Below are 14,822 nucleotides of genomic sequence, written 5' to 3' on the forward strand. Positions count from 1 at the left end.
GTCATGAGAACTGGGTGTTCTTGGGAAGCGGCGTGACTTCAGTCACGCCGTTTTTCCGTTCATGAGCACATCCAGAGGGATGAAGCCGATGCCGTCATACTTGATGTGGATGGTCTGGCGTCGCTTGCCGCTGGACTTGTCCGGGGCCTCCACATAGATGCCCTGAATCAACTCCCGCAGGGCGTAGGGCGTCAGCTTCTCGATGCCCACATACTTGTCGGCCTTCTGGATGAAAAGCTCGATGTTCTCATGCTGTCGTTCCTGTACTTCAATTTCCTGTTGCAAGGTCTGCGTTTCCGCTTCCAGCCGCTTCTGCTCCGCCTCGTAGCTCTGGCTCATCATGTCGAACCGCTCGTCGCTGAGCCGTCCTGCGGCGTTGTCCTCATAGATCTTGATGAACAACCGCTTCAGCTCTGCGATCCGCTTCTGATTGCGCTCCAGCTTCTTGCGATGGATCTGAATCTTTTCGCTGCTCTCCAGCCGCATTTGCTGGCCCATGACGGACACGAAATAGTCCCTATGGTGCAGGATATATTCGGTCACCCTCTGGATGTGGTGCAGCACCAGACGCTCCAGAACGGACTCCCGAATGTAGTGGGTGTTGCACTTCTCCTTGTCCTTCCAGTGGAGGGAACAATCGAAGAACGCCTGCTGCGGCTTATAGTTGTTGGTTGAACCATAGTTCATTTTGGAGCCACAGTCGGCGCAGAACACCAGGCCGGAAAACATACTGGTTCTTCCGCTGCGGGTCATGCGGTGGCGCTGCTGTCGGATCTCCTGAACCTTTTCAAACACATCATCCTCAATGATGCGCTCATGGGTGTCCGGGAACACAGCCTGATTTTCCAGCGGATTCTCCCGCTGCTTCTTGTCCCAGATGGAATTGGTAAAGGTCTTGAAGTTCACCGTGCAGCCGGTGTACTCCCGGCGTTCCAGGATGTTGACCACAGAGCTGTCAGACCATTTACAGGGATTTTCCGGCAGAGGGTGGGGCGTTCCAAGGCCCTGCTGCTTCTTGTAAGCGGTAGGCGTCAGCACCTGATCCGCTCGCAGCTGATTAGCGATTTGGGACGGGCCACGGCCCTCCATGCACATGGTAAAGATCCTCTTGACCACCAGTGCGGCCTCCGGGTCGATGAGCCAGTGGTGAGGGTCGTTAGGGTCCTTCACATAGCCATAAGGCACATTGACCGTCAACGGGATTCCTTTCTCGCCCTTGGACTTCTGAACAGCACGGATCTTGCGGCTGGTGTCACGGGCGTAAAACTCGTTGAACCAGTTCTTGATCCCGGCGAAATCGTTGTTCACGCTGTTGGGATCGGCGCTGTCGAAGTTGTCGTTGATGGCGATGAAGCGGGTGCCGTACTTGGGGAAAGTCAGCGTGGTGTAGAGGCCCGTCATAGCGGAGTTTCTGCCCAGGCGGGACAGGTCCTTAACGATGCAGTTGGCCACCTTGCCAGCCTCGATCTGGGCCAGCATTTCCTGAAAACCGGGCCGGTCAAAGTTGGTGCCGGAATAGCCGTCGTCCACAAAGAACACCGGATTCGTCATGTGGTGCTCTCGGGAATACGAAAGCAGGATACTTTTTTGATTTTCAATGGAGAGAGACTCGCCGGCCCTTTCATCCTCCTGAGAAAGTCTGCAATAGAGTGCGGTAATCTTTTCGGTTGCTCCGAACATTTCTGTTTCCTCCTTTGGTGGAGCAACTGTCAGTACAGGGTTGGTTGTCATCATGTTAACATAACTTTTCTCGTTTGTCATGCGTCCTCCCCCATCTCAGTAGAAAAATTTTGTGCTGTGATCCGCTCCAGCTTCCGCAGCATATTCTGAGAGCCTTCAAAGCGGCCGGTGACGGTATAAACGGTCCCGGAGATTTCTTCCGTCAAGGAGATAGACGGAATCTGATAAGCGGAAATATTCCAGCAGTGCAGGTTTCCGTTTTCGTCCCGGTACACGGAACTGCGCTTTGGGGTTTCGGATGTACGCTGGATTTTGAGATAAGGATCAAAGGGGATCTCATTCTGTTCTGGATCTTCCTCAAACAATCCTCTCAGCCATTCCAAAGCATCCTCGGCCTCTGCAAAAGCAACCTCATGGTCGGTATTTTCATCGACATCGAATACCTCACTTAATGCCCAATCAAAAAAACTATCCCACTCGTCTTCATCTTCCGTTAATGGAAGGTGCAGCATCAAATCGAAAAATTCACAAGCCAATTTCCACTCACGGTCGCTGAAGCCTTTGTGCGCTTCCGGGCCAAAATCAATTCCGTATTTTCCAAACATATTTTTCCTCCTTGTCTGTTCCATTGTGTGGAATTGAAAGAAGGCAGCAAAAAAGGCTGCCACAAAACGCACCTGTCCTGCGAACGCAGCAGATGTGTTATGTAACAGCCTTACTCTTAAATGGTAAAAGCAAATACTCTGATTCAAAATCAGAGTCAAGTGGGGCTTGCCCACAATATGTCAGAAAAATAAACTATTCAATTTTAAGTTCATTCTACACGATGCGGCAAGATTTGGCAAGTATTTGCCTCTGGTGTTAAAGGAAAATTTTCAATTTGCCACATAGGGCAGATACAGAAAATGAAGGATTTGTTTTCAGAGAAACCATCGGAACGATGGCACAGCCGCTGCCGCAAGGCAGCGTTCGAAGGGTTCGGGGCGTTTCCCCAACAAGCGATTTACAAAAATTGTGCGGAGCAGAATTTTCGCAAGCGGGTAAACAGGGCCCTGTTTACACTGCTTGCGAAGCTGTAAATCAGAAAAGTGGTACCACTTTGCACTGCTTGCCAAGTTGTGAAGGGCCTCATCCGGAGCCGCCCGTTCAAAATCCGGTCATGCTTTGACTTCGGTCCAATTCGGTCTGAAGTTGAAACCAGCTGCTGAGAAATTTCCATGAGCAAAATCAGAGGGCCTCCGGTTTCCCAGAAGCCATCTGCTGATGTGTTGCTTAACTATGTACGGATCAGACGCCGAAAAAGCACCTGTCACAAAGTGGCAAGCAGTGGAAACCTGTACAGGTTCCCTCATTTTTGCAGATCCGCCCGTTGGCCGTATCCGCAAAAATCGCTTGCTGGAGGAAGCATCCCCAGTCCCCTTTGAAACCATCTTCGATGGTGGCTGCGCACAATTTAAAAGATTCTCAAGCCGCTTCTTTGTATCGAGTGTACACATACTCATAAATCTTTTGCCGATATCCCGAAATGCTCAATTCGTCATAACATTCAGGAAGCTCTTCCCACAAGGTATCTCGAATCAAATTATCGACAGTGGCTCTGGTCTCCTGCTTATCCGTCCAGTGATCCAATTCAGCGATTTTGGATTTGACTTTTGCCAATACATCCACCGCTACTTTCTTGATTGCCTGGATGTCCTTCCGGGACAGATTATCAGAAAAGAGCAAATCATACACAGACAGTTCTTCATCGCTGGAGAAGCCTTCACGAACATATCTTTGCTGCTCTTCGTCCATACTGTTGGCCAGGTCCATGAGCTCCATAAAGGTCTTTTCGATGGTTGCTCGATCCTGCTCACCATTGTATTCTGCGATGATCTGCTGATACCTTTGCAGATAATCGATACGCTGAGGGTTCGTAATCAGCATCTGATTCAACCGATCCTGAATGAGCTGTTGAAGATCCCGCATAACCAGATTTTGCTTTTTATGCTTGGAGAATTCTTTTACAAGCAACCCAAAATCAATATCGCTGATATCAAAGCGCTTTGAAGCAATCATTCCCTCTTGCTGCGGCTGCACTTCCACATAGTCGTTCACAATATGGTTGATCTCCACCATCAGGTCTGTGTTGTCCGAGTGTTTTCGCCTTTTTTGCAATGCAGCATAAATTGCAAGGATAGCATCCTCGTATGCTCTTGTTTCGGTGGGGATATCATTTCGATCCGCATATTTCATCAGGCGGGCCAGCTCGCTGGCGTAGGTCTGATATTCTTTTTTGATTTCCATAGATGCACACATGGCATTGGTTGCATCTTCAATCAGCGATAACTGCTCAAAGGTTCCCCGTTGCGCATGGACCAGCGCTGCAAGATCAAACCCGTAAGAATCAAGGAACGATGTTGTAAGCTCGATAATTTCGTGAATCCGTGCGATCAGCTCTACCTTATCAATCGTGGGGTCTGTGCTGCCTTGTCCACCCACATTGGCTGTATAGTCGGCCAGTGCTTTTCGTAGCGCCTTGACAATTCCAATGTAGTCTACGATCAGTCCGTTGCTTTTTCCTTCTGCCACACGATTGGCCCGTGCAATGGTCTGCATCAGGGTATGCGCTTTAAGGGGCTTGTCCAGATAGAGGCAGGAAAGGCATTTGACGTCAAAACCGGTCAGCCACATGGCACAGACAAACACTACCCGGAACGGGTTATTCTTGTCTTTGAACTCCTTATCCAACTCTCGTTTTTCCATCTTTGCACGATGGGGAAGAATGTCCAATCCCCACTTTTTGAAGGTTTGGATTTCGTTTTGTTCCTGGCTGATCACCACAGCCATTTCGGTTTCCTGCATCCATTTCAGCTTACGGGTCAGCTCCTGGACTTCCTGCTGAGAAGCATGTCGGATGGTATCTTCCAGGTTGGCGATCTCCTGAGCCCAGTACTTTTGCACCAGATTGTACATCCGGACACAGGTGACCTTATTCAGGCAGACAAACATGGCCTTGCCGCTGGTCCAGAGGTCTGAATAGTGCCCCACAAAATCCTTTGCGATGGAGTCAAGGCGTGGTTCAGTCGTCAGCAGATGGATTTCCTTGGCGAATTCCCGTTCCAGCTTTTCCTGTTGAGACACATCCAGATCTGCATTTTCAATGGCGTCCAGAATACGGCTGTTGATTTCTGGGTTTTCAATGTTCAGAATTTTTTCACCACGGTTTTCGTAGTACAGGGGAACCGTTGCGCCGTCATCTACGGCTCGCTTGAAGTCGTAGATGGAAATATAGCCGCCGAAGGTGCGTTCCGTGATGTTGTCGCTGGACAGCAGCGGCGTGCCGGTAAAGCCCAGTCGGGAGGCCGTGGGCAGCAGGGTACACATGTTGTCAGCAAAGGTACCGTACTGGCTGCGGTGAGCCTCGTCCGACATGATGATAATATCGTGGTCGGGATAAATAGGCGGCTCATCCGGTTGATTGAATTTCTGAATCAGGGTAAAGATGAAGCTGGGATTTCCTCGGAGTTTTGCCGCCAGATCAGAGCCGCTGGAGGCGATGAACTGGGATGCTTTGGATGCACCCAACAGTCCGCAGTTTTCGAAGGTGTCACTGATTTGCTTGTTCAGCTCGTCTCGATCCGTCAGAATCACGATGGTAGGAGAACCGGCGAACTTTCGGCGGATCTTCTGGGACAGGAACACCATGGAATAGCTTTTTCCGCTGCCCTGTGTATGCCAGAACACGCCCAACTTGCCGTCTCGCAGTTCTCTGGTTTCATAGGCTTCCACGGCCTCGTTTACACCCAGGTACTGGTGGTTTCGGGCAAGAATTTTCACGGTATGCCCATCTGAGTGATCGAACAGGATGAAATTCTCCAGCAGATCCAGAAAGTTTTCCTTTTTGCAGATGCCCCGAAGCATGGTTTCCAAGGCCACATTGCCCTCGTCGTGCTCAGACAGGCGTTTCCACTCATGGAAGAACTCGTATTTGCTGCCCAGTGTACCAACCTTGGCCTCCACGCCGTTACTGAGCATCAGGAAAGCGTTGTAGTAGAACAGGTGTGGGATGGTGTCCAGATAGTCGGTGTAGTTGTCGTCGTAGGCGTTCTGCACATCTACGGTATTCTTTTTCAGCTCCACAAACAGAAGCGGAATGCCGTTGAGGAAGCCCACAATATCCGTTCTGCGGCGGTAGTAGTCGCCGTGGATTTTTAATTCCTTGATGGCAAGAAAGTAGTTTCTGGACTGGTCGTCTGGGTGCTGGAAATCTACCACCATAGCCCGCTTGATTTCGGAGCGGCCTCCAGGCTTTTTGACTGTAACAGGGATACCGTCCCGGATGTAGGCATACTTCTCCTCGTTGATTTGCATAAGGGAAGCGGTAGACAGGCGGCTTTCCATTTTCTTCTGGGCCTCGTCTATCTGCATAGGCGTGATCCAGGGATTCAGTGTTTTCAGTGCCTGCCGGAAATAGCGGATTAGGAGGATTTCCTTATAGCTTTTGCGGCCGAAAGTACCGTTTTCACCCAGAACCTCGGTGTTATAGGCGAACTTGACTTCCCAGCCCAGTTCAGTTTCCAGCAGATGCCCTGCGGCCTCCTGCACTAAGATGTTTTCTGAGTAGTCGTAGTTCACAATTACACCTCCACTCCTGCTAAAAGCTTCAATTTTATAATTCTTTCATTTATATTTCTTGCTGAATTTGAATTTTTTAGAAGCAATTTGTTGTGTCTATCTGATCTTTCAATTAGGTTGTATACTTTCTTGAAATTCTCTGCTTGTATTTCAGAGATTGTTGTTCTGTACCGTACAATTTCTTGCAATGAATTCTCGTCTAAAAACAAAAATAGCTTTCCAAGAAGTCCGACAAGCATATCCGAAACTTGAATATATCTATTTTCATGGGATTTAATAAAATGATAGTTGGTAATTTCTTCTCCGTTCTCGATTAATTGAATATTCTCCAATCGTTTTTGAACTGTGAGTTCTTCATCAAAGAAGTGGATTGAATGGCTGAAAATTTCACATCTTTCCAAATAAAATAAATAATATTCTTCAATCAGCTGAAAAGAAGTGTTATCTTGAACAAAAACGAGTTTATCTATTTTTCCGGCTTGCTTAAGCATTTGCTGTAATGTTTCCAAGAAAAAACCAGGATACAATTCTTCCTCGTTATTATACTGGGAAATCAGCTCGCAGAGTTCTTTACAGAACAAGGAGCAGTTTGTAACATTGGGATATGTATGCCTATACAGCAGATCTAAAATTTCCTCCCGATGTTGAACTGTCAAATCATATAATGCGCTTTTTAACTCCATTATGAATTCCATATCACTAAATAAATATGGGTACAATTCAAATAGAGAGTCCACAATATCAACTAACGAATAGTACAAATTATTGAGGGTGCTATAATGCACATACAAACCGCTATTTTCCAACCAAGACAAAAAATCAGATGCTCGCTGAGAATTCATAAAGGACGAAAAATCTGTGCTTTTATTATACAAATGCTTGAACTTAAGTTCCTTCTGCCCCTCCATAAAATGCATTAAGCGATATAGTGATTCAAAGTCAACATTATGTTCTGTTCCCTGATATGCTACTCCACCAAGCAGGAAATTATGGGTTAATCCTTCAATGGAATTAACATCTGCATCTTTTAAATAGAATTTACGGCAATTTCCCGTTTCATCGTAGAAAAATGTATAACAATCATTACCAATAGGGATACCAGAGAGAGCTTGAACCATATCTTTTTGTAAGTTTACATCTATTGTAGTCAATATTGCACCTCCATTCTGAATAACTTTTCTTAGTAGCGTGTTTATTGGTATTCCGGCTTCAGGAAGGACACATTTGCTTTTTTCATACCTTTCCAGTCGTCGGTGACAAGGCCGACCGAAAGGCTTTCGTAAGCGAACAGCCAAAACTCATCAAAAACTCCGTTTGCCTTAAGCTGTTTAGCGTAGTTTTTCAAAGTCTTCTGATCTGCTGATTGTTTTCTTTTCCTACAATAAATAAGTGCCATCAAATCGAAAATGCAATCTTCTTTGGAGATTACGGTGTTAACATCAAAAGAAGATATCTCAAAGTCATATTTTGTGGCATAATACAATGCAAAAGAGCACGCTTCAAAATAATTCTTTGCAAAATAGTGCTCATAAATCAGGTTTAAGTATTTTTCAATTTCAGCTGGATCGGTTGAGCACGGAGTGAATACACATTCATCAAGCAACGGCACAATATACGGATAGATCAGTGCTAAGGAAACAGACATTTTTGTGAAGTATTGCTGTGCATTTTGTGTCAACTTCTGCCCTTTCAATACTTTCATGCCATATAACAATATCGAAGCATTGTCTTTATTTTCGGACATCAAATCCACGCAAAAATCGATGAATACTTGAACTTCATGATAGTCTACATAGTCATGAAATTTTCCAAAAGGCAAAATTTGTTTCTGAAGTTTTCTTACCCATTGCTCTGTCATGGCTGCGGGAAGCGCCTCAATTTTGGTTTTTTTATGATTTAGAGAGAGCCCATACTCTTTAAGACAAGCATTGAGATCAACCAGAAATTGATCGGCATCATCATGCGTCTTTACAAAGCAGCAGAAGTCGTCGATATGTCTGGTGTAGTCCCACTTCTTGCAAAGTGTTTCATCAATTTTACAGAGAATAATTTCTGACAAAAGATTGGACGTATGTGGGCCAATTAAAAGGCTGTGCGTTTCACCATTTTTAGAGTTCTGCGCAAAATGATCAATTTGATTATACCACTGGTTCGTTTTAGTTGCATTTTGCTTGGCAATGGGTTTTCCAACAAGGGCCCAGGGGATGGCATGGGTATAAATACTTGGGAAACATTTTGAAATATCCGCCGACACCATGTACTGCTTACCCATCAGAAGATCCGGCTCTGGTGTCCCGTCATCCCTCCAATTACTATAGTTCATCTGAAACAATGCATCGGTGTCGTTTGCTTTTCTGATATGAATGCGGCTGACGATATGCTTTTGATTTGCCGTAGTTGTTTGGAAATATTGCTGCAAATTAAGCCATTCATCTTTCAGACATTTGCACAAACGTTCATGTCCCATTGGCGTAGGAATTCCAAGTGGCCGAGGAATATTGATATTACGCATACTATCATAGCGTACATAGTCGTGCCACTTATCCGCAAAAACAGGATGAGAGGGATCTTTGCAATATGCAAGGAAAGAAGCACCATCGAAAACTGGAGGCAGCTTTTCCGCAAACATTCCGTACTGAATCATCCGGTCATAGAGCTCATCAGCGGAAATATCTTTCATAAACTCATCATATGTTTTAGGCACCGTATTGCCTCCTCTGTGCACAGTACATCTGCATTATTGAGTGCAGGAATCTGTTATTGAATTGCATTTAGGATTTTAAGTTTCAGTTCTTCATCGTTTTCATAAGTACCATCCATGATCGCCGTCATGATTTCATGTAGAAGATCCTTGTTGATTTTTCCGGCAGCTACATGATAGCTGATGTTTTCAGTAATGGCGAAAAAGTTTTTCGCAACACTCATGTACCCGTTGAATAAAAGAAATTGTGCGGACAAAGTAATAGCAAGTCGCTTATTTCCGTCAGCAAAGCAATGGAATTCACAGGTGCAAAAAAACAAATGGGTCAGCTTGTCAATGAATGTTGGATAATAATCATCATTCTGAATATGCGCCAGTACACTTTCCAGCTTTCCGGTATCCAGTGGCTCTGTGGTTCCACCTCCGCTATATTGTATTGTCTTTGCGTGAATGGCTTTGGCCTGATCCAGGGTCAGGTAAATAATACCGTCCATTTAATCACGCTCCTTTAACCGACGAAGTACCTCCTGATTTTCCTGCATGAGCCGTTCCAGTTCATCACCGGCTGCACCAAGAAACTTTTGATATTCATCAGCATCCAGCGGCTGAATATACTCTGACAGCTGATAGTGAAATGCATCCCGCAGTGCCATATCACGGCTAGCCATTTTGATTCGGCCACGCTGAATCAGAGGTTTCCAAAGTGTCATTTGCTCAAATTCATGGAATAAGCCCTCTGTTTCCCGAACAGACAAAACCCTTCCGATTTGTTCTGATTTCCTCTTGATTTCTTCTGCCAGACCACTTTCATAGGCGGCAATGATATCCAGAATCTCCGTATAAAAAGTATCTCTGACCTTATCGTTGGCCTTTAGATCAAGAATTTTTTTATATTCCCTTGCTTTTTCCCGAAAAATACTGACATAAATCATGTCTGTAAAATGGGCGTATTTGTAGCGATTATCTTCTACATAATTTTTAAGAGCGTCCGTAAATTGGCGGCGATAATTATCTTCCTGCAGGGAGGCATGGACATAGTCTTTATCCCGCTGGTTAATGTATTTGGTGCCTCCGCCGGTTTTGCGATTGATCAGATCAATCACAACATCCAGAATGACCTGGCGGATCGCACGGGCTTTTTCACTTTCAGAAAGAAGCATTGCGATATCTAAGAATGCTCTGAAATCAAAGACTCCCAGCACGGTCGTTTTGGTACCGACATAAATGTCGGTACCAAAATGCTCGTCATAGCATCTTAAAAAGGCTTTCAACTCCCGACCTCTCAGCAGTTCATAGCCATTCTGTTTCAGTTCTTCTGCATTGGCGCTGATATAGCGTTCGATTGTACGAATGTCCACTTCAAAAAAAGAAGCCACCATTTCTTTCGTCATTAAAAGTCGGTCTTCAAAAAATACGGCCTCTACTACAGAGGTTTCCTGAATTTCCTGAATCGCCAGTTCATTATTCAAAATGTTTTGACGATCCAATCTTGATTGTGTCAAATCTTTTGCCATCTTTACACCTCCAATTCGCCGCTCATCAGCTTGGGCAGCAAGCGGTCACGGGCTTCTTGCGCCATTGCGCATTGTTTATTCAGCACGAAAATTTTACTGAAAATAGGTTGGGCTACTTCTCCAAAACGGTCAATCAAATAGCTAGCAGGACACAAGTAATCCAGTCCTTTCAACTTATCTGCTTTGACCCGTTGTCTACCATCACTTCCACTCATACTGTTGATGGCGTAATTTCTAAATTCATCGGAACGGGCTATCAGATATACCATATAAGGATTGATTTTCTTGCTTCTCATTACGATATATTCTGTTGAGCCAACTGCCCCCTCTTCCGACTCTATTCCAGACACAAAGGCCGTTTTTCCGTTTTCCAAGCAGGGAGTGATTCTGGCCAAAAGGGTATCTCCATTTTGAAATTTGGAGCCGGAGTTAGAATATGTCTCGGTGAACTCAGCTCGATTCAAAATCATGGAAGTTGTGCTGAGTGCGGACATTGGCACGGATTCTTTTAAGCGATCTTTATCCAGCTTGATTTTGGGATCAAACTCGATCACATCTTCCAGAGTACACAAACTCCACCCCTCTGGAACCCCATCAACAATAGTGGTGTTCTCCCAACTGGGGAAATGCAGGTCTACAAACCACTCTTTATAGAGCCGCTGGGCGGCTTCTTCCAGCAGCTTGATCTGCTTCTGGTTGTTTTCAATCAAGTCATCATAGGCAGAAAGAATGTTGGCAATATGGCATTGCTCTTCCAGAGATGGGATATCTATTTCAAGTTCTCGAATTGTCGGAAGGTTGACATGGGCAACTGTTGCTCCATTAGCTGTTCCAAGCAATCCATATTGCTGTTGAGGTGCTAATAAAAAATAGGTTAAAAAATCGGGACATACAAGCTGGGGATTTGGCCTAATCAGCACTGTCCGTTGTCCCAAGCAAAACTTATTGCCATTTTTAATAATTGCCGCATTTCCAGCTGGTGCTTCACGAGCAAAGATTAAATCATTATCTTGTGGAGTAGCCCGCAAATTCCGCTTTTTATATATGTCTTCGGACACTCTGTGGACACCATCTAAATCAAATCGTCCTTTTCCTATATTCGGTGTTCTTATTAGCGGATATCCCTGTCCTTCATCCTGAGCTGTTGTATGAGGACAATCCACAATAAATTCACAGACATCTTTTAGTTTTGCAATCATAACCCCATCTCCTCCATATTCTTGGAGATGGTTTCCATCAGCTGGTTGGATTCTGCCTGCAAAGAAAGCAGCTCCTTGTGGATTTCTTTCATATGCTCTGCAAAGTCCACACCATCATCCTCCTGCGGTGCAACACCTACATAAGCACCAGGGGTCAGGGAATAACCCTTGTCCTCAATTTCCCGCCGGGATGTGATCTTACACAGACCGGGAATGTCCTGGTACTCGCCCTCGCCGAACTTTTCATATAGCCACTTGGCCTCATGCAGCACCGTCAGCAGTTCATCCACCTCGGCGGTGGCGGCCTCCACGGCGGCGTTCAGCTGCTTCTTGACCGCAGGCAGGCCCTCCAGTGCAAAGCCGTGCTTCTGCTTGAACTGCTGTTGCAGCACCTTGTAGTTGCTCTTGCTCATGGACGTATAGTAGGCGATCACAGACTGGACGGTTTCAGAAACGGTAGATTTCAGCCCGGTCAGCTGCTGCTCCAGCTGGTTCAGCTTTTCCATGGGCGTTTCCGTCTCTGCCTTCACCGCCTGTGCGGCCTTCCGGATGGTCTCCGTGTGCTCGCCAGATAGCTTCTGTAAGAAGTAATGCTCGATCCTGCGGACGTCGTACAGCCCTTCCGTGATGGCAGAGTGATATTCACCCAGCAGGGTTTGATAGGCCTCCTGCTCGCCCCGATACAGCCAAACAATGGCGTTCATGTTTCGGAGCTGCCACTCGCTCCACTCGTTCAGGGTACGGTCCACCACGGTGTAGTAATTCCGGGCATCAATGAACAGCACCTTGTCCTGCAAGGACTTCGCTTTGCCCTTGTCAAAGAACCAGAGGGTGCAGGGCAGGCTCTTGGTGTAGAAGAAGTTATTGCCCACACTGATCATCACATCCACATGACCGGTCTGAACCAACTTTTCCCGAATGTCTTTGTCTTTGCCCTGACTGTCGGTGGCAGAAGAGGCCATAACGAAACCGGCACGGCCATTCTCGTTCAGGTAATCGTAAAAATAAGAAATCCACAGGTAGTTGGCATTGCCAAACTCCTTAGCCTTGTTGATGGCAGGCAGGCCAAAGGGCAGACGGCCCGCACTCTGGGCAGATTCTGCTTTCACTTTGTCTACGTTGAAGGGCGGATTTGCCATCACATAGTCGCAGCAGCCCGCCAGATTATGGGCATCATGATAGAAAGAATTGGCTTCATCGCCGGACTTCACCACGCCGGTCAGACCGTGGACCGCCATGTTCATCAGACAGAGCTTGGCGTTGTACTCCACCTTTTCCTGACCGTAGAAGGTCATGGTATTGTTGGCCACCATGCCTGCATGGTTCACGAAATCGCCGGTCTGAACAAACATACCGCCACTTCCGCAGGCAGGGTCCAGCAGGATGCCGGAGGTGGGCTCCAGAATATTGACGATCATCTTGACCAGAGATTTGGGCGTAAAGAACACTCCATCGTCCGATGCGATGTTCTTTGCAAATTTATTGAGAAAATACTCATAGATGCGACCGATCACATCGCCGCCCACATCGTCCAACGCATTGTTGTTGAAGATACGAAGCAGTTCTCCCAGCAGCTCATCAGAGAACATGGTGTACTCCTTCGGCAGGACGCCGGAGAGCTGCTCGCTCTGCTCCTCCACAAGCTCCATGGCATTGTTGACCACTTCGCCCAGACTACCCATGACTTCGCCCTGACGGTTCAGCAGTCCCATGGCGGTGATGTCCTCCGGCAGATTCACCAGATAATCATACTGGGCCTCCTTGGGCAGAAACAGCGCACTCTTTTCGGCAAAGTCGCTGGCTTCTACCGGCATCACTCTGCCACGGCGCATGGGGCGATCCTTCAGGATCTCAGCCTCCACCTTCTTGAACCGGCTGTATGCATAGCGCAGGAACAACAGGCCAAGAACAGGCATACAATACTGATTGGAGGTCAGTTTGGAACCCGCCCGCAGCAGGTCGGCAGATTCCCACAAATCAGCCTCTAATTTTTTGATGTTCAATGCCTCACTCACGGCAAGATTCCTCCGTGTTCTTTGATTCATCCGGGACGAATTCCACGATATCGTCAATTTCACAATTCAGTACCCGACATATTTTTTCTACCGACTCCAAGGAAATGTAGGTGTCATTCCGCAGACGGGTTGAAATATTGGCACTGTAACCGGCTTTCTTTTGCAGCTCGGCAGCAGTCATATTCTTATCAATCAACAAATGAAATAATTTTTTATAGGATACTGCCATAGTTCCTCCTACCTCTACAAACGCATATAAGTTCTTGATGTTTAATATATCACGAAAAAGTGAAAATCTCAACTGTTCATCTATATTCGACAAGACCCAAAAACGCTTTATTATAGAAAATAAGAAGTAAAAGGACACTCCGCATTATCATCGAAAATTTGCGATGCAGAGCTTTCCTGTCCTTTCCATCTTATCGGAACAGAAAGGATAGGATCAGTCTTACTAATATCCGTCTTATTATAATCAGTATTATTACCTTGTGCTTTTGACAACTCTTGAATTGTCAAAAGCACAATTCAAGAATGTTCATTTCTGCAATTCAGGAATTGTCTTTCCACAGAAAAACTGGGGTTACTCTTAAATGGCGAACCCGGTTTCTCTTATGCGTGGAGCAATGCAGTAAAGATAGCATTCTCCTGATGTGCGTTGAATGTATTCCAGCACTGTACCCATACGGTAACAGTTGGGTTGTTGGAAAAGCATTGTGGCACATAAAAACCAGGCATCATCAAGATTTTCATCTCGATGATGCCTGGTTCATGTTTTCCAACCCTGTCAGACAGATGCCATATATCAGTAATTTTCGTGGGTTACTGTTTTATGACCACCCATCCAATTGAAGTGACCCCAAAAAATTAGACAATATTCTGAAGTAAAAATTGTTCAAGCAGCCGAAAGGGCTTGCTGTCTGTGAATTGCAGGCGGCAAGCCCTTTAGCTTTGCCTTAATCCTGCGGTTGTTGTAGTAGTCCAGATACTCAATGAGCTCCTGTTTGAAGTGCTCCATGGACTGAAATTCCTGCAGATACAATAGCTCACTTTTGAGCAGCCCAAAGAAGTTTTCTATCACAGCATTGTCCAGACAGTT

11 protein-coding genes are annotated in these 14,822 nt (G+C 46.1%); all 11 read right to left on the bottom strand.

Features of this window, described 5'->3' with window-relative positions; all coding sequences use genetic code 11:
* Nucleotides 1-42: 42 nt before the first annotated feature.
* Nucleotides 43-1,680 carry a recombinase family protein gene (locus KQI26_RS10005; RefSeq protein WP_216504295.1) on the bottom strand — a complete coding sequence of 546 codons (1,638 nt, stop codon included), beginning with the start codon at nt 1,678-1,680 and terminating at the stop codon, nt 43-45.
* 77 nt (nt 1,681-1,757) lie between these two features.
* A complete protein-coding gene (locus KQI26_RS10010) occupies nt 1,758-2,285 on the bottom strand; it encodes a hypothetical protein (protein ID WP_118285857.1) in 528 nt (175 codons plus the stop codon).
* A gap of 859 nt (nt 2,286-3,144) precedes the next feature.
* Nucleotides 3,145-6,297 carry a type I restriction endonuclease subunit R gene (locus tag KQI26_RS10015; RefSeq protein ID WP_216504296.1) on the bottom strand — a complete coding sequence of 1,051 codons (3,153 nt, stop codon included), beginning with the start codon at nt 6,295-6,297 and terminating at the stop codon, nt 3,145-3,147.
* Nucleotides 6,298-6,299: 2 nt separating this feature from the next.
* Nucleotides 6,300-7,448 (bottom strand): DUF3800 domain-containing protein, encoded by a 1,149-nt coding sequence (locus tag KQI26_RS10020; protein WP_216504297.1) that lies wholly within the window; start codon nt 7,446-7,448, stop codon nt 6,300-6,302.
* A gap of 41 nt (nt 7,449-7,489) precedes the next feature.
* The gene (locus tag KQI26_RS10025) at nt 7,490-9,001 is read right to left on the bottom strand and encodes an RNA-directed DNA polymerase (RefSeq protein WP_371744121.1); all 1,512 of its coding nucleotides are present in this window, start codon (nt 8,999-9,001) and stop codon (nt 7,490-7,492) included.
* A 53-nt stretch (nt 9,002-9,054) separates the two neighbouring features.
* Nucleotides 9,055-9,492, bottom strand: a complete 438-nt coding sequence (locus tag KQI26_RS10030) for a Fic family protein (protein ID WP_118285854.1) — start codon at nt 9,490-9,492, stop codon at nt 9,055-9,057.
* Nucleotides 9,493-10,512, bottom strand: a complete 1,020-nt coding sequence (locus KQI26_RS10035; protein WP_118285853.1) for a DNA-binding protein — start codon at nt 10,510-10,512, stop codon at nt 9,493-9,495. It lies immediately after the preceding gene.
* Between the two features lie 2 nt (nt 10,513-10,514).
* Complete coding sequence (locus tag KQI26_RS10040; protein ID WP_118285852.1) at nt 10,515-11,711, bottom strand: restriction endonuclease subunit S; 1,197 nt, start codon at nt 11,709-11,711, stop codon at nt 10,515-10,517.
* Nucleotides 11,708-13,726: an N-6 DNA methylase gene (locus tag KQI26_RS10045; protein ID WP_371744122.1), complete on the bottom strand. Its 2,019-nt coding sequence runs from the start codon at nt 13,724-13,726 to the stop codon at nt 11,708-11,710. Before KQI26_RS10045 ends, KQI26_RS10040 begins: the two co-directional genes overlap by 4 nt.
* Nucleotides 13,719-13,955 (bottom strand): helix-turn-helix transcriptional regulator, encoded by a 237-nt coding sequence (locus KQI26_RS10050; protein ID WP_195386577.1) that lies wholly within the window; start codon nt 13,953-13,955, stop codon nt 13,719-13,721. Before KQI26_RS10050 ends, KQI26_RS10045 begins: the two co-directional genes overlap by 8 nt.
* 663 nt (nt 13,956-14,618) lie before the next feature.
* Nucleotides 14,619-14,822, bottom strand: a 204-nt coding sequence (locus KQI26_RS10055) for an IS3 family transposase (RefSeq protein WP_216503868.1), incomplete at its 5' end; no start/stop codon positions are given.

Source organism: Intestinimonas sp. MSJ-38, assembly GCF_018917925.1.
Taxonomy (GTDB): domain Bacteria; phylum Bacillota; class Clostridia; order Oscillospirales; family Butyricicoccaceae; genus Pseudobutyricicoccus.